The following is a 25,686-nucleotide window of genomic DNA, read 5'->3' as shown; positions in this document are numbered from 1 at the left end:
CTGTCTGGCTTGCCGGCTCCGCCTGCCTGTACGGAGCCGGTGAGTCAATCAGGCGTCCTGATTGAGTGCGTTGCCGATCGCCTCCTCACACTGCAAGATATTATGGTGGTGACAAGCCAGCGGGATAATCTTGAGCTGCGCGCAAACCGCGCCCAGCCCATTACCTTCCAGCGCCAGCAGCGGCGCCGTTATCGCCTCCGGCAGCTGCGGGTTACCCTCCGTCGCCTTAAACAACGTCACTTTCGTGGTCTGCAATCTGCGGCTCAGCCTTCCCTCAGACAGCCGCCGCTCCGCCTGCCCGGCGGCGATGGCGCGGGCAGCCGCCTCTCCCTCGATGCCCAGCGCCGGCAGCAGTTGCTCCAGCGGCCACTCCGCCGTAGCCTGCTGATAGAAGCTGTCCAGCAGATACAGCTGCACGTTACGGCAGCCGCGCGCCTCGAGGCGCGCGGCGATCTCCAGCGCGATAATCCCCCCAAGCGACCAACCGAGAATGCGCAACGGCCCGGCGCCTTGCAACAGGCCGGCGGCGATCATGTCGCTCAGATACCGTTCGGCCAGCTCGCCGAGCGAGTCGATGGTCGGTTGATGGTAAAGATTGTGGTTATCGACGCCATAGCAATTGAGTCTCCCTTGCAACGGCTGAGCGAAAGCATGAAACGCCTCCGCGCCCACCAGCGCCGGGTGGATCATCCATACGACCGGCGCCCCTTCTGTCCAACGATTAAGCGGCAAGACCAAGCGGCGCTCGTTGGCAGCCAGCAGATTTTTCAGGGTGCGGCTTTGCAACAGCTGCACCACCGGCACCGGCGCGGCCATCAGCGCCCCCATGCCGACGCACAGGGAGATCGCCTTGATCGAGGTGCCGCCCAGCAGGAAGAAATCGTCCGTCATGCCGACCTGCTCGCACTGCAGCGCCTCCTGCCACAATCCGCACAACTGCTGCTCCAGCGCGTTCGCAGGAGCGACATAGGCCTGCGGCGCATTCGCCGTCGGCGCCGGCAACGCCTTGCGATCCAGCTTGCCGCTGGAGTTGTACGGCAACGCTTCCAGCCGCACCAGCGCCGCAGGCAGCATGTATAGCGGCAATTGCCCGCTCATAAAGGCCAGCAGCGCCGACTCCTCCAGCGGCGCCTCACTGACGTAATACAACGCCAGACGCTGCCGGTGCGCCTCTGACAGCACCACGGCGCAACAGGATTTGATCGCGCCGAACGCCAGCGCACATTGCTCGACCTCCCCCAGCTCGACGCGGTAGCCATTGATTTTCACCTGAAAATCCATACGGCCGAGGAACTCCAGATTGCCGTCCGGCAAATAGCGCCCGGCATCGCCGGTGCGATAAAGCCGCTCCCCCAATTCCGGATGGTAGATGAATTTTTCCTCGGTCAGCGACGGATTGCGGTAATAGCCGCGCGCCACGCCGGCCCCACCGATGTACTGCTCCCCCGGTAAGCAGGGCGGCAACACGCGCAGATGGCGATCCAGCACATAGAAACGCTGATGAGCCATCGCCCGGCCATAAGGCACGCTGGGCGCCAGGATCGGCGTTTGCGGAATATCGTACAAAATCGACCAAATGGAGCTTTCGGTCGCGCCCCCGGCGCTGACTACCCGGCACCCTGGCCGCCATTGGCGAATGCGCGCCGGCAGTGAACGCGAGATCACCTCGCCCACCAGCACCACGTTGCGCAGATGCGGCCACTGCGCCTGCGACGCGGCGGACTCCAGTTGCTCCACCAGCAGCGTCATCACCGAAGGCGCGGAATTCCAGAAGGTCACGCCCTGAGTCATCAACAACCGATGCCACGCCTCCGGCTGATAGCGTTCGGTTTCGGACGGCATCACGATGGCGCCGCCCACCGACAGCAGGCCGAAAATATCGAACACTGAAATGTCGAAGCTCAGCGCGCTGAGCGCCAACCCGCGATCGTCCGCGCCGAGTTCCAGCTGGTGCAAGGTATCGATAATGCTGTTCACCGCGCCGCGATGTTCTATCGCCACCCCTTTCGGCGTGCCGGTAGAACCGGAGGTGAAGATCACATAGGCCAGCGCGGAAGGCGCCGGCAAGACCGGCTCACCCGGCGCCGCCGGCGGCAACGCCTTGACCGCACCTTGCGGATCGATCGTCAACAGTCTGGCGTCACCGTGGGCCGCCCACGCCCGGCTGCTGAGGATAATCCGGGTCTGCGACTGCGCGACGATATCCAGACGGCGGCGTTCCGGCCAGGCGCCGTCCAGCGGCAAATAGGCCTTGCCGGCCATCAGGATCGCCAGCACCGCAATGATTTGCGCCCGCCCTTTGTCCACCATCACCGCGATGGTGTCAGCGCGCATATCCGCATGCTCGCGCAACTGCAACGACAGCGCCAACGCACGCCGATACAGCTCGCCGTAGTTCAGCTCACCCCATTCATCGACGATCGCTACCCGCTGCGGATGGCGCTCGGCCTGACGGATAAAATCATGATGGATGGCGCGTTCGAAATCGTAGGCCGGCGGACAGGATTGACGGAAGGCGCGCTGCCGTGCCGTTTCACTCGCCGATACCAGCGCCAACTGACTGACGCGCTGCTCGCCGTGATTGACGATCTGCGTGAGGATCGTCAGATAATACTCACCCAACAGCGCCAGCGTGGCCGGTGCAAACAGGGCGGTGGCATAGTTGAAGATCGCCCTGCCGCCTTGCGGCGCCGACTGGATGCTCAGCGTCAAATCGAATTTGGCCGCCTGATAGTGGGTCAACAGATCCTGCGGCACCAGCCAGGCCGGCGCTTCACCCGCCTCTTCCAGCGCGAACAGCGTCTGAAACAGCGGATGGCGCGACAGATCGCGCGGCACCTGCAGCAGTTCAATCAACTGATCCAACGGTAAATTCTGATGCCGCTGCGCCTGCAGCACGCCGTCAAAGACCCGATGCACATAATCGTTCAGCGACGCCGCATCGTCTATTTGCGAGCGCAACGGCAGCGTATTGACGAAGAATCCGATCGCCGAGCGGGTCTCCGCCACCGGCCGGTTAGCGACCGGCGTGCCGACCAGAATGTCTTGCTGGCCGCTGAAGTAACCGAGCAGCAGCTTAAAGGCCGCAAGATACAGCGCAAACGGCGTGACGCCTTGCCGCCGGGCGAACTGCGTCGCCTGCATCGTCAGGACCTCCGGCAGCGCGATGACGTGATTGGCGCCGCGATGATCGAAGCGCGCCGGCCGCACGAAATCGAGCGGCATCTCCAGCGCCTGCCACCCATCCAGCGCTTGTCGCCAATACGCTTTCGCCTCATCCGCCAGCGCGGAGTCCAACCAGCGCTGCTGCCAGACGGCATAGTCGCCATACTGCAGCGGCAACGCCGCCAGTTCAGCCTCCCGCCCTTGCCGCTGCGCCTGATACAGCTCATCCAACTCCTGCAGCAGCACCGGCTGCGACCAGCCGTCAAACGCCAGGTGGTGCACCAGGATCAGGCTGTAAGTCACCCGCCCGCCATCAGGCTGCGCCACCTGGTAAACGCTCGCCCTGATCGGCAACTCCGCCTCCAGGGCAAACGGCCGATCGATATCCTGCCGCAGTCTGTCCGGCCAGCTCACCGCCTCCAGCGCCACGCGCTCCAGCGAAAGCGTTTGTTCACAGGCACGGGCGACGGCGAGTTGGGACGGCTTCTGGGCAATCAGGCTGTGCAACACCTGATGCCGGGCGACGATCGCCTGCAGACTGCGCTCGTAAGCCGTCAGACAGACCTCCTCGCCGAGACGGAACAGCATCGGCACATGATAAAGATTGCCGCCGCCGTTCAGGTTCTCGATAAACCACAGCTGCAGCTGTGAAGCGGAGAGCGGATACTCGCGTTGCCGCAGCGGCGGGATCGACATCGGCGCGGCACCCTGCCCCTGCCGCAGCAACGCACGGCACAATGAACGGATCGTCGGGAACCGGCCCAGCTCGCTCAACGTCACCTCGCCCCCCAACCGCTGACCGATCTGGTAACAGGCCTGGATCGCCAGAAGGGAATTGCCGCCCAGCGAGAAGAAATTGTCCTCCACGCCGATATCCTGCCGCTGCAACAGATCGCGCCACACTGCCAGGCAAGCGTTCTCCCGCTCGTTCTGCGCCGCGACGAACTCGCGCGCTGCTCTTTTCGGCGGCGGCAACGCCTGTCGGGCTATCTTGCCGTTTTCGGTCAGCGGCAGCTGCGCCAGCTGCATCAGCGCCTGCGGTACCATGTAAGGAGGCAGTTGGCTGCTCAAATGCTGCGCCAAATCCTGCGGGGCGATCGCCTCATCGGCAACGAAGTAAGCGGCCAGACAGGGCTGAGGGTCGGTGACGAGCACGCAACAACAAGCGGTCACCCCCGGATAACCGAGCGCGGCATGCTCTATTTCACCCAGCTCGATGCGGTAGCCGTTCAGCTTGACCTGCTGATCGAGACGCCCCAGGAACTCCACATTACCGTCCTCGAGCCACCGGCCCGCGTCGCCGGTGCGATACACCCGCACCTGCAGCTCCTCATGCCAGAAGAAACTCTCGGCGGTGCGTTGCGGATCGCCGTAATACCCGCGCGCCAACCCTTCACCGGCCAGATAGATCTCCCCGCGCACGCCCGGCGCCGCGGGCCGCCGCTCCGCATCCAGAATGTAGCAACGCTGGTGCGGCAACGGTTTACCGTAAGGGATGCTGACCGAGCGAATTTTCTCGCCTCGCGGCACCTCATACAGCATGGTGAAGATCGCCGCCTCCGTCGCGCCGCCGGCGCTGCAGAAGCGGACGTGCGGCGCCCAGGCCAGGCAGCGTTCCGGCAGCGAGGTGGCGATCCAGTCGCCCCCCACCATCACCGCCCGCAGCGCCGGCGCAGGCCCAGCCGCCAGCCCCGCGCCGTTTACATAGTCCAGCAACAGCTCCATCAGCGCCGGTGCGCTCAACCATTGCGTCACTCGATGTGTCATCATCAGCTGATACCAGGCTTGCGGATTGACCCGATCTCGCTCGGCCGGCATCACAACCGCGCCGCCCGCGCTCAACGGGCTGAAAATATCGAAGATCGCCAGATCGAAGCTCAACGCGCTGAGCGCCAGGCTGCGATCCCGCTCGTTGAACCCAAAATACCGCCGAACGCCTTCCAGCATGTTCACCGCGCTGCGATGTTCGATCGCCACGCCCTTGGGCGTGCCGGTCGAGCCCGAAGTGAAAATGATATAGGCCAGGCTGTCAGGACCGGCCTCCACCGCCGGCAGACGCCTCTCCGGCAGCGGCAACTGCGCCGCCAGCCCGCCGGCATTCAGTTCGACCAGGTTGATCTCGTCGCAGGCCCAGGGCGCATCGCTGAGCAACGTATTGATGCCGGCCTGCGCCATCACCTTCAGCCGCCGCTGCGGCGGCCATGTCGCCTCCATCGGCAAAAACGCCTTGCCGCACATCAGCGCCGCCAACAGGGCGATCGGCTGCCGGCGCCCCTTGTCCGCGACGACGGCGATGGCGTCGCCGGTCATCTTGCCCTGCACACGCAGCTGAGTGGCCAGCGTTAACGCCGCCTCGTGCAGTTCGCCGTACGTCATTTCCCCCTGCGCGTCGATCACCGCGACGGCCTGCGGATTGCGCTGCGCATGCCGCACGAAATCCTGTTGCAGGCTGCGCTCAAACGCATAGCTAAAGGCCGGCGCCGCAGGCAGCACCGGGCTCTGCGGCTGCAGACGAATATTTTCCAGCGGCCAGTCATCGTGGTGCGCCATCTGTTGCAATAGGGCGAGGTAGTAGCCGGCCAACCGATCCATCGACGCTTTGCTGAACAGCGCCGACGCGAAGTTGAAGCGCGCGCGCATCTGCTCCCCCTGCGGCGTCAGCGTGAGCGTCAGATCGAACTTGGCGGTGCGCTCATCAGCGCTCAGATCGACCACCGATAGCCAGTCCGGACGCGCCGGTGCGCCGCTCTCGCCCTCCAGCGCGAACATGACCTGGAACAGCGGATGCCGCGAAAAGTCGCGCGGCAGCGCCAGAGCGTCCACCAGCGCCTCCAGCGACAGCGTCTGATGCTGCTGCGCCCGCAGCGTCGTGGCTGCAACCTCTCGCACAAACTCGGCGACGCCCTGACGCGGGTCGATTTGCCGGCGTAAAGGCAGCGTATTGACAAAGAACCCGATCAGATTCTCCAGCTCAGGGCGATTGCGGTTCGCCAGCGGCGTGCCCACCATGACATCGTTCTGACCGCTGTAGCGGGCAAGCAACAGCATGAACCCCGCCAGCATCACGGCATGCAGCGTCACGCCCTCTCGGCGCGCCAACGCCTCCAGCGCCTTCACCAGCGCCGCCGGCAGCGGCACTTCGCTGTTGTCGCCGCGCACCTCGAAGACCGCCGGCCGCAAAAAATCCACCGGCAGCGAGAGCGGCTGCCAGCCCGCCAGCTCTCGCCGCCAAAAGGCCAATTCGTCGGCCCGACGCTGCGCATTTTCCGGCGCTTGTTGCCAGCAGGCATAGTCGAGGTATTGCAGCGCGGGCTCCGGCGGCGCAGGCGGCACGCCCCGATAGCGCGCGTCCAGTTCCTGCAGCAGCACCTCAAGCGACCAGCCGTCAAAGACGATGTGATGGAACACCAACAGGCATACGGCCGTTTCCCCGCCCGCCGCATCGCGGTAACGGTAGCGCGTGGCGCGCAGCGGCAGCTCGCGTGTCAAATCCATCGGCCGGCTGCAGGCCTGCGCCAGCGCCATGTCAAACTCAGCGCCGCTCACCGTCAGCAAAGGCACCGGCAGCACGGCGTCGCTGACCCACTGGCTGGCTTCGCCCCGCTCATTCTGGCGAATCAGGCTACGCAGGATCTGGTGGCGCTCGACGATCGCCTGCAGACAGTCCACAAAACGTTGGTCATCGATGTCCGGCGCCAGCCGCAGTAGCACCGGCGACAGATAGTGCGTGGCGTCCGCCGACAGTTGCTGAACAAACCACAATCGCGACTGCTGAAGCGACAGCGGCCCCTCCCGCAGCTCGCCGGGGAGGATGGGCGGCTCATCCGACGGCGCCTGCCGTTGAGCGGCGATATGCTCGCTCAGCGCGGCCACCGTCGGATGCTGATTCAACGTCAGCACCGAGATCTTCGCCCCCGGCAGTTTATTCACTTCGTGACACAGCCTGATGGCCATAATGGAGTTGCCGCCGAGGCGGAAGAAGTTGTCGTCCATGCCGACATGGCCGCCCAGCAGCCGATTGAACAGCGCAGAAAGCTGAGTCTCCAGCGGCGTGCCCGGTTGGCGAAACGCCGTTTGCCGCTCGACCGGCAGCGGTTCCGGCAATGCCCGGTAATCGACCTTGCGGCTCACCGTCAGCGGCAGCGCCGACAGCGCCGACAGCGCCGACGGCAACATATAATGCGGCAGCTGCGCCGCCAGGCGTTGCAAGATGTCGCCGGCCTGCGGCGTCGCGCCGGGCTTCGGCACATACCAGGCCGCCAGTTGGTCCGTCGTGCCGGGGCGCAGGGTCACCACCGCCTCGGCCACCTCGGGCAGTGCGCGCAGCTGCATTTCGATCTCGCCCAACTCGATGCGATAACCATTGATCTTGATTTGCTGATCGTGCCGCCCAAGGTACTCCAGGCTGCCGTCGGCCAAGCGCCGTACCCGGTCGCCGGTGCGATACAGGCGCCGGTAAGGCTCACGAAGTTCAAAAGGATTGACAGCGAACGCCGACGCCGTCAGCCCCGGCAAGTTCAGGTATCCGCGCGCCAGGCCGATGCCGGCCAGACACAGCTCGCCCTCCGCCCCCAGCGGCATTAGATTGTCATGCTCGTCAACCACATAACAACGCATATTGGCGATGGCGTGGCCGATATTGCGCGCGCCGTTGCGGCGATAGATATTCAGACTGGCGCTGACCGAGGCTTCGGTCGGCCCGTACATGTTGGCGACCTGCATGCCGCCGGCCAGGTAATGGTCGAGCGCCTCCTGCGCGGTCGCCTCCCCGCCGGTCGCAAGATAGCGCACCGAAGGCGGAAGTTCAGGCAAAGTGCCCAGCAGCGCCGGCGGCAGGAAACAGGCCTCGATGCGCCAGGCCGCCATCTGTTCGCATAACAGCGCCGGATCCCGCCGCTGCGCGTCGCCCGCGATGAACAGCCGGTGGCCGTTGCTCAGGGCCATGAACACTTCAAACACGTGCGCGTCAAAGGCCAGCGACGCGAACTGCAGGCAGTTGAGCGCGCCCGATTCATTGCGCAGCAAACGCTGCGTATGACCCCGCACCATGTTGGCCGCGCCCCGGTGTTCACACAGCGTGCCTTTCGGCCGCCCGCTGGTGCCGGAGGTGTAAATCACGTAGGCCAATTGCCAGGCTTCGACATTCGGCAGGCTCGCGGCATCCGCATCGGCAAGCGGTTCATCTGCCGCCAGGCAAACGCCGTCCGGCGCCAGACGCCGCGCCTCCCCTTGCAATGCGCTTTCCGTCAGGACGATGGGGCTGTTCACCTCTTGCAGAATATATTCCAGGCGCTGCGCCGGCGCCGCGGGATCCAGCGGCACATAGGCGCCGCCCGCCTTCATGATGGCCAGCATCGCCACCACCGCTTCCGCGTTGCGCTGCAGATACAGCGGGATCAGCGTCTCAGGCGGCATGGCCACGCCGCGCAGCCGCTGATATTCCGCCCGCAGCCGCAACGCCAGGCGATCGCTGCGCTGCGCCAGTTGCCGATAACTGAGCGAACCGTTGGCGTCGGTCAAGGCGATGCGATCCGGGTGACGGCGCACCTGGCGGGCCACGCCGTCGAGCAGTGTCGCCTCCGGCTCGGCCGTTTCAGGCCTGCTCTCCCAGGCGTCGCGGCAGCGCACTGCCTGTTGTGCCGTCAGTTGCGGCCAGGCGGCTATCGGCGCATCCGGTTCGGTTAACGCACGCTGCAATAACCCGAGATACTGCTCCGCCATCTCCGCCATTTGCGTGGCGTCGAACAGATCGGTGCGGTAACGCAGGCGAAACTCAAAGGCCAGCTCGGTCGGCTGATACTCCAGCAGCAGTTCCGAACCGGCCAGATCGACATTGAACCGATGATTGACGTCGATGCGGCAACCATCGAACGCCAGCGGCGCATCTTTCAGGTAAGCCTGAGTGAAATTGACGTTTAGCTGACGCACCGGACTAAGGCTCAGCATGTCATAAACCGGCAATTGGCTGTGCCGCAGCTTGCCCGTCGCCTTGAGCGCTTTGCTGTAGGCCAGCGTCGCGCGGTACAGCTGGTTGAACGTGGCTTCCGGGGCGAGCGTTAAGGGAAACACCGCGGTGTTGACCTGGGCGCCGAAGAACAGCCGATCGCCCCCCTCCGGTGCGACGGGATACCCGATATGCACCGTCTCCTGCGCGGATTGCCGGGCGATCAGCAACGCCCACAGCGTTTTGAATATCAGGAAGGGATTGGCATACCTGACGCCGGCCTTCAGCGTTCGCCACTCGGCAAACGGTAACGAAAAGCGCACTTCGCCGGCGCCGTACGCTTCAGAGTGTGCGCCGGGGAGATAAGGCAACGCCACGCGCGGCGCGCACTCGGCCAGCGTGTCGCCCCAGAATGACGCGGAACCGAAGTCTTGCTTCAACGCCGCGATATCCGCCTCATAGCGCCGGTATAATGCGCAAAGGTCCGCTTTATTCTCCTGCGGCGGCGTCACTGCCGCGCCGCGATGGTAATAAGCGGAAATAGCGCTGTAGAACTCCTGGCCGGAGAGACCGTCGATCAAGATGTGATGAACGACAATGATCAAGTTATAACGCTGGGGAGCCAGTTCAATAAGGTAAAAGCGGCACAACGGCCCTTCCCTGAGATCGAACGGCATGTTGATGAGCTGACCGACATCGCAATCGGCATTGAACGTTTCCAGCGCAATTTTTTTCGTCGTCTTTATCCAGCGTAATTGCGAATCACTGTCGTCCAGGACGTGATGGAACAGAATAAAGTCTCGGCAAACCCCGTCGATCGCCGCGCGTAGTCGATCGACGTCCAGCGCCCCCTCAATGGTCTGATCCATCACCAGGTTGTACTCGCAGGAGCGTGGATTGAGGACGTATTCATTCCAAAACGTGTGGGTATAGGGTGAAGCGATGATCGCGCCCATGAATCAATTCCCTTTTAATATATTCCAACAATATATGAATAGATATTTATGCGTGGCATAAATACCGTGACGGTTATGCGACTGAGCTGTTAGGTGAAAACTTAAAAAACGTTAGAGCGAATATTATTTTATTTTCGCAAAAAATAAAGACACAAAAAAATAAATAAACTAAAATCAATAAAAACAATAACATGGTGAATCACTTATCATTTAAAAATGATTATTGATTTTTCATTCACAAATAAAATAACTATTGAAAATAAATTAAAAACAAAGATAGGAATATATTTAATATAAATAAATTTAATTTAAAGGCATCGCAGGAAAAGCGATAAAAAAGAGAATCTTCTTAAATGAAAACACGCATCTTTCAGTTGCGCTATTCCAAAGCGTACGGTGTCGGAATATCCTATACTCGTTGCAGGATGCAGTTTCCCTCCCATTGAATGCCAGTACAGGGAGTCACAAATGGCTATTTTCGCCCACTTGCGGGCAATTTTTTCAGCATTATTGGCAGAATTATCTGATGAATAAAAAACGTCCCGTCTTGACCCCGGCAACCCTGTTATTGCTGCAGCCGGTCTGCATCGGTTCGGCCCTGGCAGCGGATCAGAAAGACAGCGATACGCTGGTGGTAATGGCGCAACCCATCGGATTGACCGAGCTGGGATCGCCGGTGTCCGTCAGCGTGATCGACGGCCAGGACCTGCGCAACGCCGCCCCGCAGATTAACCTGTCGGAAAACCTTGGCAGCGTGCCGGGTCTGCAGCTTCAAAACCGGCAAAACTATGCGCAGGATCTGCAGCTGTCGATACGCGGGTTCGGCAGCCGATCGATGTTCGGCGTGCGCGGGGTGCGCATGTACGTCGACGGCATCCCCGCCACCATGCCCGACGGCCAGGGACAAACCTCCAACATCGACATCAACTCCGTCGAGCGCATCGAGGTGCTGCGCGGCCCCTATTCCGCGCTGTACGGCAACGCTTCGGGCGGGGTGATCAACGTTGACACCCAGACCGGCGCCCAGCCGCCAACGCTGGAGGCCGGCAGCTATTTCGGCAGCGACAACACCTGGCGCTACGGGGTGAAAGCGACCGGCGCCACCGGCGACGGCACCCAGGCCGGCGACGTCAACTACGCCATCTCGGGCACCCGCTTCACCACTCAGGGCTATCGCGATCACAGCGCCGCGCGGAAAAACCTCGGCAACGGCAAGCTCGGCGTGCGGTTGGACGACGTCAGTACCCTGACACTGATGTTCAACAGCGTCTCCATTGACGCCGGCGATCCGGGCGGCCTGACCGAAGCGGAATGGAAGGAAAACCCGCGCCAGGCGCCGCGCGCGGATCAATACAACACCCGCAAATCGCTCGATCAGACCCAGGCCGGCCTGCGCTATCAGCGCCAGATGAGCGAGCGCGACGAACTGACGCTGACCGCCTACCACGGCGAGCGCCACACCACGCAGTACCAATCCATTCCACGCGGGCCGCAGCTCAACCCTACCCACGCCGGCGGGGTGATCGTGCTGGAAAGAAAATATCAGGGCATTGACACTCGCTGGAAGCATGAGGATACTCTCGCCTCGTTACCGGTAACACTGATCGGCGGTCTGGATTATGAAACCATGACCGAACGCCGGCAGGGGTTTGAAAACTTTATTCTGCGAGACGGCACAGTGGACTACGGCGAGAAAGGCGACCAGCGGCGCAACGAGAAAAACCGCATCTGGAACCTGGATCCTTACCTGCAAACCTCCTGGCAACTGACGCCGCACTGGACGCTGGACGCCGGCCTGCGCTACAGCACGGTCAGCTTCGACTCGACCGACTACTACATCACGCCGCGCAACGGCGACGACAGCGGCAGCAAACGCTACCACCAGTGGCTGCCGATGGGTTCGCTCAACTATAAAATCAATCCGGCGTGGAACGTTTATCTCTCCGCCGGCCGCGGCTTTGAAACCCCGACCATCAACGAACTCTCCTACCGCCCCGACGGCCAGGCCGGCCTGAACATCGGCCTGCAGCCGTCCACCAGCGACACCGTCGAACTGGGCAGCAAACTGCGCCTCGGCAACGGCCTGGTGAGCGCCGCCCTGTTCCAGACCGATACCGACAACGAGCTGGTGGTGGCGGAAAGCAGCGGTGGGCGCACCAGCTACGCCAACGCCGGCAAAACCCGGCGGCGCGGCCTGGAGCTGGCGCTGGATCAGGAGTTTGCGCTGGACTGGCGTCTGCATATGGCCTGGACGCTGCTGGACGCCACCTACCGCAGCGATATGTGCGGCAAAGCCGTTTGTACCCCCGCCGGCAATCGCCTGCCGGGCATCGCCCGCAACATGGGCTACGCCTCGCTGGCCTATGCCCCGCCGGAAGGCTGGCACGCCGGCGCGGAGCTACGCTACATGAGCGACATTCAGGCCAATGACGCCAACAGCGCGCAGGCTCCCTCTTACACCGTGGCCGGCGTAAACGCCGGTTATCGCTTTACCTGGAACCGCTGGGCGCTGGACGTGTTCAGCCGGGTGGACAATGTTTTCGATCGCCGATACGTCGGTTCGGTGATCGTCAACGAAGGCAACGGCCGCTACTTCGAGCCGGCGCCGGGGCGCAACTGGGGTGGCGGCGCCACCTTGTCTTATCGCTTTGAATAAGGCAAAGCACCTTAAGGTTAAAAAACGGGATGGGTTTTACGTCACCCTAGCGGCTTCTCGCTGAAATAATAGGGAGAAACCGCGTGTTTTTTCCGATTTGGCTTAATCTCTAAATCGGGGACTTTCATTTTTGGTAAGGGTATTGCTATGCAAAATAAAGCGTCACTATCGCCGCTTATCGTCATAACGGCGCTGTTTGCCGCGCTGAGCGGGCTTTATCTGCTCGGCGGCGGCATCTGGCTGGCCAAGTTGGGCGGTTCGCTGTATTACATCATCGCCGGGCTGGTGCTGCTGGCGACCTCCTGGCTGCTGTTCCGCCGCCGCGCCACCGCGCTGCTGCTGTACGCGGTATTCCTGCTGGGCACCACGATTTGGGCCCTGTGGGAAGTGGGGCCGGACTTCTGGGCGCTGACGCCGCGCCTGGACGTCACCTTCTTCTTCGGCCTGTGGCTGGTGTTGCCGTTTATCTATCGCAAGCTGGTGGCCAACGGCAAATTCGCCTACGGCGCGCTGAGCGCGGCGCTGGCGATCACCGTCATCGCGCTGGCCTATGCCGTGTTCAACGATCCGCAAGAGATCAACGGCACGCTCGACGCCGCGCAGGTACAGCCGAAAGACGCCACCGGCGCCGACTGGCCGGCCTATGGCCGCACCCAGGAAGGCACCCGTTACTCGCCGCTGAGCCAGATCAACGACAAAAATGTTGGCCAGCTGCAAGAAGCCTGGCGTTTCCAGACCGGCGATCTGAAGACCGCCAACGATCCGGGTGAGATCACCAACGAAGTCACGCCGATCAAAATCCGCGATACCCTTTACATGTGTACGCCGCACCAGAAGCTGTTTGCGCTGGATGCCGCCACCGGTAAAGAAAAGTGGAAGTTTGATCCGCAGCTGAAATACAACCCAACCTTCCAGCACATCACCTGCCGCGGCGTGTCTTACCACGAAACCGCCGCAGCCGCAGGCGCCGCCGGCGATGCCGCACCGGCGATGTGCGCACGCCGCATCATTCTGCCGGTCAACGACGGCCGCCTGTTTGCGCTGGACGCCGAAACCGGCAAACCCTGCCCGGATTTCGCCAACAACGGTGAGCTGAACCTGCAGAGCAACATGCCGTATGCGACGCCGGGCCACTACGAGCCGACCTCGCCGCCGGTGATCACCGATAAAGTGATCGTCATCGCCGGCGCCGTGACCGACAACTACTCCAACCGCGAGCCTTCCGGCGTGATCCGCGGCTTCGACATCAACAGCGGCAAGCTGCTGTGGGCCTTCGATCCGGGCGCGAAGGATCCGAACGCCATCCCGGCGGACGAGCACCACTTCGTGCCGAACTCGCCGAACTCCTGGGCGCCTGCCGCCTATGACGCCAAGCTGGATATCGTTTACCTGCCGATGGGCGTTTCCACTCCGGACATCTGGGGCGGCGATCGCACCCCGGAAATGGAACGCTACGCCAGCGGCCTGTTGGCGCTGAACGCCTCCACCGGCAAACTGGCCTGGTTCTATCAGACGGTCCACCATGACCTGTGGGATATGGACGTGCCGGCGCAGCCGACCCTGGCGGACATTACCGACAAGAGCGGTAAAAAAGTGCCGGTTATCTATGTGCCGACCAAAACCGGCAACATCTTCGTGCTGAACCGCACCAACGGCGAACTGGTGGTGCCGGCGCCGGAGAAACCGGTACCGCAGGGCCCGGCCAAAGGCGATCGCCTGTCACCGACCCAGCCGTTCTCCGAGTTGACCTTCCGTCCTGAGAAGAAACTGACCGGCGCCGACATGTGGGGCGCGACCATCTATGATCAGCTGGTCTGCCGCGTGATGTTCCACAGCCTGCGTTATGAAGGCACCTTCACTCCGCCTTCCGAGCAGGGCACGCTGGTGTTCCCGGGTAACCTGGGCATGTTCGAATGGGGCGGCCTGGCCGTCGATACCGATCGCGAAATCGCCATCGCCAACCCGATCGCGCTGCCGTTCGTCTCCAAACTGATCCCGCGCGGCCCAGGCAACCCGATTGAGCCGCCGGAAGGCGACAAAGGCGGCAGCGGCACCGAGTCCGGCGTACAGCCGCAGTATGGCGTGCCGTTCGGCGTCACCCTGAATCCGTTCCTGTCGCCGTTCGGTCTGCCGTGCAAACAGCCGGCCTGGGGTTACATTTCCGCCGTGGATCTGAAAACCAACGACATCGTGTGGAAAAAACGCATCGGCACCGTGCGCGACAGCTCACCGCTGCCGCTGCCGTTCAAAATGGGCATGCCAATGCTGGGCGGCCCGGTGACCACCGCCGGTAACGTGTTCTTCATCGGCGCCACCGCAGACAACTACCTGCGCGCCTTCAGCGTGACCAACGGTGAAAAACTGTGGGAAGCGCGCTTGCCGGCCGGCGGCCAGGCGACGCCGATGACCTATGAGGTCAACGGCAAGCAGTACGTGCTGATCTACGCCGGCGGCCACGGTTCCTTCGGCACCAAGCTGGGCGACTACGTGGTCGCTTACGCTCTGCCCGATCAGAAGTAACCACCGCCGTTAGTACCCCGCAAAGCACGCCGCAAGGCGTGCTTTTTCTTTTCCCGCCCCGCCGGCTGTCCCCTCGCAATACCCTTAATTTTTTCACTCGCATTATTGATAATGGTTATCATTCGCAATATTATACCTCTGCGGCCCCGGCAGCGGCTGCGATCCTCTCCAGCTTAATGGGCAATACAACGATCGGCCGCCTTCGGGCGGCCCTATTCGGAGGCGCATGGTCGACCATACTCGGAAGCATCGAAAGAAGATCCTGCAAGCGGCGGTGAAGACGCGGCGTGCCGGTCTGCCGTTCACGGCGGACTCCCCAGCCACCCCGCCCTTTATTGGTTTGCCGCATCAGCCGAAGGCGGTGCTGGTGCATCTGGTCGGCCATGATAGCGCACAGGAGGAACATGAATGAATCTGCAGCCCTTTACCGCCATGCTGATGTTCGCCTATGTGCTGCTGATGGTGCCGCTGCTCTACGTCATCGACAGCCGCCTGAGCGCCAGCAAACTGATGCGCAAAGCCACGCAAAACGTCATCATCATCGCGTTGACGCTGCTGTTCTTCAGCGCGATGACGCTTTTATACTGAGGCCATCTCGCCGGTGCCCCGCGGCCGACGTTACCCGGCCTCCCGGCGTTTGGCCCGCGGATATTTCCACAGCCAGCGCCCGCTGACCATGCGCCAGTAGAACAAGGCGCCGCGCACCGCCCAATCAAGGAACATCCCCAACCAGACACCCACCACGCCCATGCCCAGTTCGATACCCAGCGCGTAGCCCGCCACCACGCGGCAGCCCCACATGCCAAGCATCGTCACCCACATGGCGAAGCGGGCGTCGCGCGCGCCTTTCAGCCCGGCGGGCAACACCCAGGAAGCGGCCCAGATCGGCATAAAGGCGGCGTTGAGCCAAATCAGGGTTTTCACCACCGTTTTCACGTCATCCTGCGAGGTATAAAACGCGGCGAATACCCCGGCCAACGGCGCCGTACCCCAGGCGATAGCGGTCAACTCGAGGGTAGACAGCCAGAAAATATGGCGCAGCTGCCGCTCCGCCTGACCGATCTCGCCTTTGCCGAGCCGCCGGCCGACGATAATGGTCGAGGCCGATCCCAACGCGTTGCCCGGCAGGTTGATCAACGAAGCGATGGAGAAAGCGATAAAGTTACCGGCGATCACGTTGGTGCCCATGCCGGCGACGAACATCTGCGTCAACAGTTTGCCGCCGTTGAACAGCACCGACTCGACGCTGGCGGGAATGCCGATCCCCAGTACTTCCCACAGGATGCTCATCTTCAGCGGCGTGAAATAGCTTTTCAGCGTGATGTGCAGCGCCGGATTAAAACCGATCGCCAGCACATAGAGGATGGCGATGGCGCCGATATAGCGGGAAATCGTCAGCCCCAGCCCGGCGCCGACGAAGCCCAGGCCGTGCCAGCCCAGCATGCCGTAAATCAGGATGCTGCTGATGATGATATTGAGGATATTCATGCCGCCATTGATAAGCAGCGGGATCTTGGTGTTGCCTGCGCCGCGCAGAGCGCCGCTGCCGATCAGCGCAATCGCCGCCGCCGGGTAGCTCCACACCGTGGTTTGCAGGTAAGAGAGCGCCAGCGCTTTCACCTCCGGCGAGGCCGCGCCGGCGATCACATCAATGATCGGTTCGCCCGCCAGGTGAATGCCCGCCGCCAACAGCAGCGCCACGCCGGTCATCAGCACCAGCGACTGACGCGCCGCCGCCCGCGCCCGCCGGCGATCGCGCTTGCCGAGGCTGAAGGCCACCACCACGGTGGTGCCGAGATCCACCGCGGCAAAAAAGGCGATGATCACCATGTTGAAGCTGTCCGCCAGCCCCACCCCGGCCATCGCCTCTTTGCCGAGCCAACTCACCAGAAAGGTGCTCAGCACCCCCATCAACAGAACGCAGGCGTTCTCCAGAAAAATCGGCACCGCCAGCGGCGTGATTTCGCGCCAGAACAGCACGCGGTAGCTTTTCCGTTTGGCGTACCAGGGCGTATTTTCCACGCGCTGACGCAGTGCGGCATACAGGTTCAAGGTGGGCTCGATGGATAAAAGTGAAACATCATTTCAAATGATGAGCGATAAATCGTTATCCTGCAAAGAATTTTTGGGCGCCCGTGGCGAGCGCCCGACAGGCACACCGTAGCGCTACTCCATGTAGTCTTCCTGATCGGCCTGCGCCGCCGCGATAAAGCGCGCGGTGCTGCGGCTGAGCGTGGCGCATTTGTCCGTCAGCAGCTGATTGTCCTGTTGCAGAGTCAGGTAACGCGCCTGGGTGAGCGCCGGCAACTGCCGATACCCTGCCGCCTGCGTATCCCAGCCGCGGTGCTGCGCTGCACGCATCGCGGTGCGTTGCAATTTCACGTCGTCCGGCACGTCGCTGCGCCCGCAGTCCACGCGCAGGAAATGCCCACCGGCCAACATCAAAGCGATGTGATCCAATTGCGCCTGCAGCGGCGGCGCCGGTTGATGCGCCGTCTGCTGACAACCCGCAAGCAGCAACAACGCCGCTACGCCGCAAAGAGACGTGCGAAACAGAGTAGACATGGACGCTCCCGGAAACCTGTGGGTGATGAGATGATCTTAGGTGAGCGGATGCCGGGCGGCAAGGCGGGCAGCACGCTTAGCGCCGGCCGCTGCTGACCTTGGTGGCGCGGGCGGGGTTGCCGGCGACGAATTCCAACGTGGGGGAATAGTAAAACGGCAGCCAGGCGTTATAGCCGCTCTCCCACTCCCATTTAACCGGGCAAGGCCACAGCATGTCTTCATGCAGGATGTAATAGATCCACCGCCCGGGCGGGCGGCGCGGTTTGCGCGTTTTCATAGCGGGTTCGACGGCCTGATGGAATGCGATAGGGTCAACTGCTGCATTTTACCGCGATTTAGGTCGCGGGGACAGCCTGCATTGCCGGCTTCGCCCCGGCGCCGGCAAGCGCCCTTTATTCACCGCCGCCTGCCAGCGCGCCGCTCTCGGCCCCCAGCACCACCACCCTGTCGGCCGAGTCGATGGTCGACTTTCTGTGGGCGACGATCACGCGCGTAATATTCAGCGAAGATATCGCCCGGTTGATCGCCGACTCATTCTCAACGTCCAGATGGCTGGTCGCTTCATCCATAAACAGCACGCTCGGGCGGCGATAGAGGGCGCGCGCGATAAACAAACGTTGCTTTTGCCCGCCGGAGATGCCGTTGCCCAACTCGCCGATCAGGGTTTCGTAGCCCATCGGCATCTGCATGATTTCATCGTGGATATTACTGTGTATCGCGCAGGCCATGATCAGCTCTTTATTGGCATTGACCTCAAACCCGCTGATGTTTTCCGCAATGGACCCGGAGAACAGCCGGTCGTCCTGCAACACGCAGGCGATCGCGTTACGGTAGTTATTCACCCCGACTTTGTGGATATCCATCGCGTCGGCCAAAACCTGGCCGGAAGTGGGGCTGAGCAAACCGCACATCACCTTCAGCAAGGTGGTCTTGCCCGCGCCGGAGGCGCCCACGACGGCCACGCTTTCACCGGCCGCAATGCGCATGTTCAGGTCTTTGAAGATCGGCCGCGACAGCGCGTCATATTGATACGTAAGATTTTTTACCTCAATGGCAATCCCCGTGCCCGAGGGGAAAACCTGTCGCGGCGCGGACTCCGTCTCCGCATCGGTAAAGACGATGTCTGATATCCTCTCATTGTGCAGCGACAACATGCGCAAGCCGATCGCCAGGTCGATCAGGCTCGAGGCCCGCTGAGAGAATTGGCCGCGATAGGCATTGAACGCCATGAACATGCCGAGCGTCATGGAGTTGTCGATGACCATCATGGCGCCAAGCCACAGGATCGCCACCTGATCGAGCGTCGTGATAAAGGTATTGATCCCGCCGAACATCATATTGAATCGGGTGATTTTGATATTGGTATTGGCGGCGTCAACGTTCAGATTGAGCCAATAGCTGGAGCGCGTTTCCTTGATGCCCAGCGCCTTGACGGTCGAGATGCCGTACAGCGTCTCCATGAAATGCGAGTTGGCCTTGGCCGCCTTGACGATCTGCTCCTCCGAGAATTGACGGTAGGTTCTGTAAGTCATCATCCTGATGAGGATGTAGATCAGAGTGAAGCCCGCCACGACCCAGACCAGCCAGCCGCCGTAGACCATCATCATCGCGAACAGCCCGGCCGTCATGATGCCGTCGATGATCCCGCTGACGATATTATTGGTAAAGGTGGTTCTGATCGCATCCAGCGAGGAAAAGCGCGATTGAATGTCCCCCAGGTGCCGTTTTTCGAAAAAATCCAGCGGCAGCTTCATCAGGTGTTCAAACAGCGTCGTCTTCCACTGAATATCGGTCAGCGTCCCGAGCACGATGGAGATCCAGGCCCTGGCGATGCTGACCACCGCGCGGAACAAGGTGAAGAAGATCAGCCCCAAACAGATGACCGTCAGCAGGCTGTAGTCATGCGCCTGAATGACATGGTCGGTCACCAGTTGGGTTCCTACCGGCAGCAGCAGGTTGACCGATTCGATGACTATCGATAACGCAAAGATCTTGAGCAGCGTCCCCGGCAGGCCCTCGATGTTTTTCATCAAATCCAGCAGGCGCAAACGGGTCTTGAGGGTCTCTTTTTGAAAGGCCCTGTCGGGCCACAGCTCCAACGCGATGCCGGTAAAATGATTCGACATCTCCTGCAGCCCGATCACTCGGCGCCCGAAGGCCGGATCGTGAATGACAAAACCGGCGCGCTGCACCTTAACCAACACCACGAAGTGATTCATATTCCAGTGCAGTATGCAGGGCGTTTTCAGCTGATTGATTTCGTCGATGTCCAAAGACAAGGCGCGCGTCTTCAGCTGGATTTGCGACGCGATTTGAGAGATCGTCCCCAGGGTCGCGCCCTGGGTGGAAATGCCGAATCGCTGCCGCAGGCTCAGCATATCCACATTAAACCCGTAATAGGAGGCGATCATGGCGAGGCACGCCAGGCCGCATTCCGATGATTCCGACTGCAAGATGCTCGGCACCCGCTTGCGCAGTGAGAAGGTTAACTTCTCGTTGATCCGTTCAAAGAGATTATTGTCCTTCATCGACTCGCCCCACAACGCTGTTTTTTATGTCATACAAAGGCGCGACCGCCCACTGATAAAGCGGTTTCTTATCCAGGAAGACGATGACCCTGGCCTGCAGCCCGCTGCTGATTTCGAGATATTTGCCTTTATCGCTGAATTGCGTGTCGCTGATGGACGCCAGCACTTTGTAGTAGGCGTTCCTTTCCCTTTTATTTCCGCTGCTGTATTCCGACATTTCCTGCGGGGAGGCGGGGACCGACGAGATGGATTCTATTTTTCCCGGAAACTGACCGAATTTATCCGACGGGAAGGCTTCATAGCGAATGTTGATGCCATCGCCGATTTTCACGTAGGGCAAACTGTTATTCGGCAGCCATAAAACCAGATAATATTTGATGTTATCAATCGGCTTGATTTGCGCCAGACTGCTGCCGCTCTCGACCACCTGCCCGGCGGTCACGCTCAGCGACTCGATTTTCCCCTTGAGCGGCGCTTTGATAATGACCTGGCCGCCGGCATTGGACTCCGCCAGCTGGCGTTGTAAATCACTGCGTTGCGATTCGCTTTGCGATATCTGATTGTCGTAATCGGCGGCGCGAATCAGCAAATCGCTGCGCAACTGCGACAGCTGAATATTTTGCTGGATCTTTTGGCTGTAGAGCGCCTGATACGAGCTTTGCTGTTGTTGAAAAAGCGAACGCTGATAATTTAACTGATCTTTGGTGATCAGGCCTTTCGTCAAATAGTGTTCGTAATTTTTCAGGCTATCCCGCATTTTATCCATCCCCTCTTTGGCACTGAGGTTCAGTTTCTCGGTTTCTTTATAGGCGTTTTCATAGCTATTGATCTGTTTGCGCAAATTATCCAGCATGGCGGTTTTATTTTTATTCAGCTTGCTGATTATCGAATCCAGATTGCTAATCTGTTTGCTTATTTCGCTGGCCGCGATATGGCTGACATTGCCGGACGTGGTGCTTCTCGAGACATCAATCACATACAGCGGCTCGTCCTTTTCCACGACGTCACCGGCTTTATGAAATGCCTGGCTCACGTAGCCGTATTGGGAGGAAAACACATTGGTGGAATGCGGGATGCTGATCACCTCGCCTTCAACATCGACCCGGCGCGTGTACTCGCAAAAATAGAGTGCGCCCGCCAGGATCAGAATAAAAGTGAAACAGGTGGCGGCAATCACATGGCTCGACGCGCCGGAAATTAACAGCGCCCTGCCGGTCCATCTTTGACGTTGATAATTGACCGCCTCCTGGCGGAAAATATTCCTGCTCTTATTATCACTCATAGGAAGAACCTGCGCTTGCCTGACCGGGAGACAGCCGCAGCGAGAACGCTGCGGCTTTGGACCGCGTATGGATTTAGCTGATGGTGCCGTTAATCAGCCCATCGAGGCCTTTTTTGGAGTATTCCAGCGTGGTGTCCCAGCCAATAACGGCTGCGGCCACGCCGCTGGCTACGCCGCCCAGGATGCCGCCGGCGACCATGCCGACGCCCTGGCCAATCGAGCCGACGCCCAGCAGGCCGCCGCCGTCGCCGCCGTGCTTACCGCCGATGACGGCGCCCGCCATGCTGCCCACGGAGGCGCCCAGAGCGATGGATGAAACGGCTTCCGCGGCATTGGAGACGGCGCTGCCAATCAGCCCCGACAGTCCATTGCTCATATCCCAGGAATAAGCGCCTGACACTTCATTCATTTCGATAACAGACAGTTCTTTCATTGGTTAATCTCCATATTTAAACGGACAAACACTGCCATACATGCGTGTTGTCATTGCATTGGCATCGGCCTGCAGCGCCTGATGCCACCAATAATGTCGCGCGAACAGACGACATTATATTTTTAATGGGGGTCTCTTTAATTCTGCGTAATGGTGAATGTCATCACCGCGTCGGCCTGTCCGGGGCTAATGGCTCCCGTTTGCTTATAGCGCGCCATCAAGGGGATCCTGATCTCTTTTTCAGCCGCGGTGTGGTAATTGATCGGTCTGGAAAACGTTAATGGGTTACGGTTCTCATCCAACACTTCCACGGCGACGCCCTTCGCCGCATCGGCGCCGTCGGCGATATCAATCATTCCCACGCCTGGCGAATTTCCGGCCGCCTCGAACGTGACCTGAACCGGAATATTGTCCTCCTGACATTGCAGAACCACGGAAAAATTGCGTTCGGAAGACGCCGCCGTGCTGCCGACGCCGTTAAACTCGCTGCGTTTAGGGCTGCCCAGATTCACCGTTTGATTTTTATAGTTCAAATCAACCAGGCAACTTTTCTGAATGACCTTCATGCCGGAAATACTGAGATCCAAAATGGAGGTCGAATCCAGATAATATCTGGCGATAATTTTCCCGCCCATATCGCCGCCGGTTTTGATCGGGCCGGTTTTAATAAACGTCAGCCGAACATCGTTTCGATTGATCCATGGCGTCAGCAAGTTGGGCGAAATCGCCGTGTTGACGGGCACGTTCTTATTGCTCTGCCATAAGTCTGAAATCGTCACCCCCACGCCCTCAATGCCCGTTTCAAATACGCCGGGCAGCGCGCTCGGCGTCAGCGGCGACATGGAGCGATAGGCGACCGAACCGGAACAAAGAAAAGAAAACGTCGTGCCGTTCATGCTGTTCTCGGTTCGAACAGCCAACTGCTCGCCGACTTCGATGCGCGGATCCACGGCCAGCGTCAGCAACCCCATGCGGGCGGTTTTCGCGTTGGTAGTACAGGTGCCGGCATAAACCGCCGTCGTGAGCGTCGCCAGCCACACCAGGGCGCCGTAACCGAATATCCTGAGAAAAACGTTCATTTTCACTCTCACTTAAAAGTCATGATGGAGATAGAGCGAGATCTATTGGCAAACACCGTTTAGGGTTTGGAGACCCGCTGACGGCGGCTCCGCCGGCAACTGGTAACGGATGCGGCATTGGTTCTCGCCATTCCTGCCCCACTGCGCGATGAGCAGGCCCTTTTCCGCCATGCCGGTCAGATAGACCACGCCGTCGCCGCCGACCAGGAACGGCTGAGTCGCCCCCTCGGCAAGACGCAGGCTGGCGCCCAGCGGCAGAGGTGCCCCCTGCGAGTCCGTCACCTTCATCAAAATCCGTCTGCCGACGTTGGCTTTGAAATTCGCCCGGCTCACCGCGCCGCGAGTCGGCGTGACCGACTGGTTCGTCAACTCGAGATCGACATCATCCGGCAAGCTGTCGACATCGAGGCGAATCGAATTGTTGCGATAAGGCGTGACGTAAGGAACGATCGCGTAGCCGCGCCAGTCGGTTTTCACCCCGACCTGATTGCCGACCGCCACATCGCTCGCGCCGGCTGCCTGTACCAGGGCGACGGTTTCGCCGAACGGTTGACCGAAGGTCACACCGTCTTCATGGGCGATCACCCCGCCCTTCACCCCGTAGTTGACGCGCTGTTGACTGCGATCGTAGGCGTAGCCCGCCGTGAGTTCGCCGTACGTCGCGCGCCAGTCGGCGTTGGCGTTGCCGCTGTTGCCCTGGCCCTGGCTGCCATACCCTTCCTGTACGCTCCAACTGAGGTTGCCGCCGGCCAGCACCGTGCCGTTGAGGCCCGCCGTATGGCTGGTATTGCCTTTTTTGCTGGTGTTGAGGTTGTAGGTGGCGTAGGTGTTGCTCAGCCATTTCTCTAATGGCACGCTGATGTTGAAAGCGAAGATCTGATCGCGATCGTAAATGCGCCCGCGGTTCGAATCGCCGTAAATAGCCTGTGAATTGCGGCTGTAGCTGTAGTTAAAACCGTAGCTGATGCCATTCCAGCTATTGTTGTAACCCGCGCTCAGCGACTGCATATTGCGCTCGGAGCCCCAATAGTCTTCGGAGACCGCGCTGAGTGAAAGCGACCCCGCCCCTTCCCATAAATTCTGGTTCAGCGTGATTTCGCCGCGATTTTTGCGGCGGTCTATCGGGGCGTAACGGTTGCCGCTGCGATAGGTGTCCAGCACTTCCTGCAGCCCATAGTAGCCGCTGGTCGAATAGCGGTAGCCGGCGATGGCGAAGTTCGTCCCCGTCTCGACGATATTTTTGCTGTAGCGCACGCGCCACGACTGACCATCGCTTTTCGGCTGATGCTCCTGCTTTGCCCACGCCTGGGTGACGTCGGCCGACAGGGCGCCGAACTCGCCCAGGTTCTTGCCCAGACCCAATGCCAGCGATTGATACGGCCCGGCGAATTGGCCGCCGCCATACAGGGTGAAACCGGCGGGCAAGCCATAAATCAGGCTGGCCTGCGAGAAGATCTTTTTATCCACGCTGTGATCGTAAGTGCGGTATTGCCCCGAGGTCAGCGCATATTTCAGCCGCCCTTCGCGTTGCAGCACCGGCAGGCTGGCGAAGGGAACGGTCAGGTGCTGTTCGCTGCCGTCCGCCTCCTTGATAGTCACCTCCAAATCGCCGCTGCCGCCGGTCGGGTACATGTCCGAAATTTCAAACGCGCCCGGCGCAACGTAACTCTGGTAGATGACATAGCCGTTTTGGCGAATGACCACTTGCGCATTGCTGCGCGCGATGCCGCGCACCACCGGCGCATAACCACGCAGGCTTTCCGGCAACATGTCGTCATCGGAAGCCAGCTGCGCGCCGCGAAACGACACGCTGTCAAACACATCGGACGGGCTGCTGCTTTCGCCGAGCGTCAGCAAGCTTTTCAGGCGAATAATATTGCGCTGGGCGTAGGTATAGACGGAGTCCCAACGATCCTCCGACGCTCGCCCGCCGCCGGCGCTGTTGTAGCTCCAGGTGGTGTAGTTCCGCACTCGCCAGGCGCCCAGGTTGAAGCCCGGCCGCAGGTTGAGGTAATAACTGCTTGCGCTCTGGGTGAATCGATCGCGCCCCTTGCTGTTGCTGCCGGTGAAGCCGTAGTTCAGCAGCATCGCCGGCAGGCCTTCATCCCATTGTTCCGGCGGAACGTATCCGCGCACCTTATTTTCCAACGCCGCCTGGGGGATACTCAGCATCAGGCGTTGGCGGTTAAATTGAAATTGCGCCGAGGCCTGTGGGATCGCGGCCAAATTCGCGCAGCGATCGGCGCCGGCCAAACCGGGAAACAGCTCAACTTTCACCCCAAGCCGTTTCAGATCTTCCCGCGTCAGACAAGGCTGCAGATCGGCCTTCTCGTCGCTGCCGGCCCGCAGAGCGAACGACACCTCGCGCGTTTCCAGCAGCATGTCGTTCACCCAAATATCGACCCGATACGTGCCGGGAACCTGCTGGCCATTTTCAAAAATCGACAGATCGACGTGCTGCTGACCTGAGCGCCCGGTTTCCAGCAACGCCGGATTAAAATAGTCACGAGAGAAGGCGGGATTAGCCATATTGCCGCATACCGCCGTTGTTACCGTGA

Annotated in this window: 13 protein-coding genes; 4 read left to right on the top strand and 9 right to left on the bottom strand. The window is 60.7% G+C overall.

Features of this window, described 5'->3' with window-relative positions:
* Window positions 1–48: 48 nt before the first annotated feature.
* The gene (locus L085_RS13070) at window positions 49–10,065 is read right to left on the bottom strand and encodes a non-ribosomal peptide synthetase (protein ID WP_044030923.1); all 10,017 of its coding nucleotides are present in this window, start codon (window positions 10,063–10,065) and stop codon (window positions 49–51) included.
* Between the two features lie 637 nt (window positions 10,066–10,702).
* On the opposite strand from L085_RS13070, the gene pqqU reads away from it, so the two are divergent.
* The 4 genes from pqqU to L085_RS13050 all read left to right on the top strand — a co-directional run bounded on the left by pqqU (window position 10,703) and on the right by L085_RS13050 (window position 15,829).
* Window positions 10,703–12,721: a TonB-dependent receptor PqqU gene (gene pqqU, locus L085_RS13065; RefSeq protein ID WP_081835548.1), complete on the top strand. Its 2,019-nt coding sequence runs from the start codon at window positions 10,703–10,705 to the stop codon at window positions 12,719–12,721.
* 147 nt (window positions 12,722–12,868) lie between these two features.
* Complete coding sequence (locus tag L085_RS13060; protein ID WP_044030922.1) at window positions 12,869–15,241, top strand: glucose/quinate/shikimate family membrane-bound PQQ-dependent dehydrogenase; 2,373 nt, start codon at window positions 12,869–12,871, stop codon at window positions 15,239–15,241.
* A gap of 226 nt (window positions 15,242–15,467) precedes the next feature.
* Window positions 15,468–15,653: a hypothetical protein gene (locus L085_RS24640; RefSeq protein ID WP_049240746.1), complete on the top strand. Its 186-nt coding sequence runs from the start codon at window positions 15,468–15,470 to the stop codon at window positions 15,651–15,653.
* Complete coding sequence (locus tag L085_RS13050) at window positions 15,650–15,829, top strand: hypothetical protein (RefSeq protein WP_044030921.1); 180 nt, start codon at window positions 15,650–15,652, stop codon at window positions 15,827–15,829. Before L085_RS24640 ends, L085_RS13050 begins: the two co-directional genes overlap by 4 nt.
* 30 nt (window positions 15,830–15,859) lie before the next feature.
* On the opposite strand, the gene L085_RS13045 is transcribed toward L085_RS13050, so the two are convergent.
* The 8 genes from L085_RS13045 to L085_RS13010 all read right to left on the bottom strand — a co-directional run bounded on the left by L085_RS13045 (window position 15,860) and on the right by L085_RS13010 (window position 25,657).
* Entirely contained in the window at window positions 15,860–17,293 is a 1,434-nt protein-coding gene (locus L085_RS13045) for an EmmdR/YeeO family multidrug/toxin efflux MATE transporter (protein ID WP_044030920.1), read from the bottom strand.
* Between the two features lie 114 nt (window positions 17,294–17,407).
* Window positions 17,408–17,806 carry a type II secretion system pilot lipoprotein GspS gene (gspS, locus tag L085_RS13040; protein WP_044030919.1) on the bottom strand — a complete coding sequence of 133 codons (399 nt, stop codon included), beginning with the start codon at window positions 17,804–17,806 and terminating at the stop codon, window positions 17,408–17,410.
* A 76-nt stretch (window positions 17,807–17,882) separates the two neighbouring features.
* Complete coding sequence (locus L085_RS13035; RefSeq protein WP_015378375.1) at window positions 17,883–18,083, bottom strand: hypothetical protein; 201 nt, start codon at window positions 18,081–18,083, stop codon at window positions 17,883–17,885.
* Between the two features lie 115 nt (window positions 18,084–18,198).
* Complete coding sequence (locus tag L085_RS13030; RefSeq protein ID WP_044030918.1) at window positions 18,199–20,334, bottom strand: peptidase domain-containing ABC transporter; 2,136 nt, start codon at window positions 20,332–20,334, stop codon at window positions 18,199–18,201.
* A complete protein-coding gene (locus tag L085_RS13025) occupies window positions 20,321–21,616 on the bottom strand; it encodes an HlyD family secretion protein (protein ID WP_015378377.1) in 1,296 nt (431 codons plus the stop codon). The genes L085_RS13030 and L085_RS13025 overlap by 14 nt, the downstream gene beginning before the upstream one ends.
* 73 nt (window positions 21,617–21,689) lie before the next feature.
* Window positions 21,690–22,049, bottom strand: coding sequence for a hypothetical protein (locus L085_RS13020; protein ID WP_004935280.1), 360 nt, complete (start codon window positions 22,047–22,049; stop codon window positions 21,690–21,692).
* A 137-nt stretch (window positions 22,050–22,186) separates the two neighbouring features.
* A complete protein-coding gene (locus L085_RS13015; protein ID WP_004935283.1) occupies window positions 22,187–23,128 on the bottom strand; it encodes a fimbrial protein in 942 nt (313 codons plus the stop codon).
* Between the two features lie 42 nt (window positions 23,129–23,170).
* A complete protein-coding gene (locus L085_RS13010; protein ID WP_343309649.1) occupies window positions 23,171–25,657 on the bottom strand; it encodes a fimbria/pilus outer membrane usher protein in 2,487 nt (828 codons plus the stop codon).
* Window positions 25,658–25,686 lie beyond the last annotated feature (29 nt).

The sequence above is a fragment of the Serratia sp. FS14 genome (assembly GCF_000695995.1).
Classification (GTDB): domain Bacteria; phylum Pseudomonadota; class Gammaproteobacteria; order Enterobacterales; family Enterobacteriaceae; genus Serratia; species Serratia nematodiphila.
Note: the sequence above shows the minus strand (reverse complement) of the source record. Positions and strands in the feature narration are given on the sequence as shown.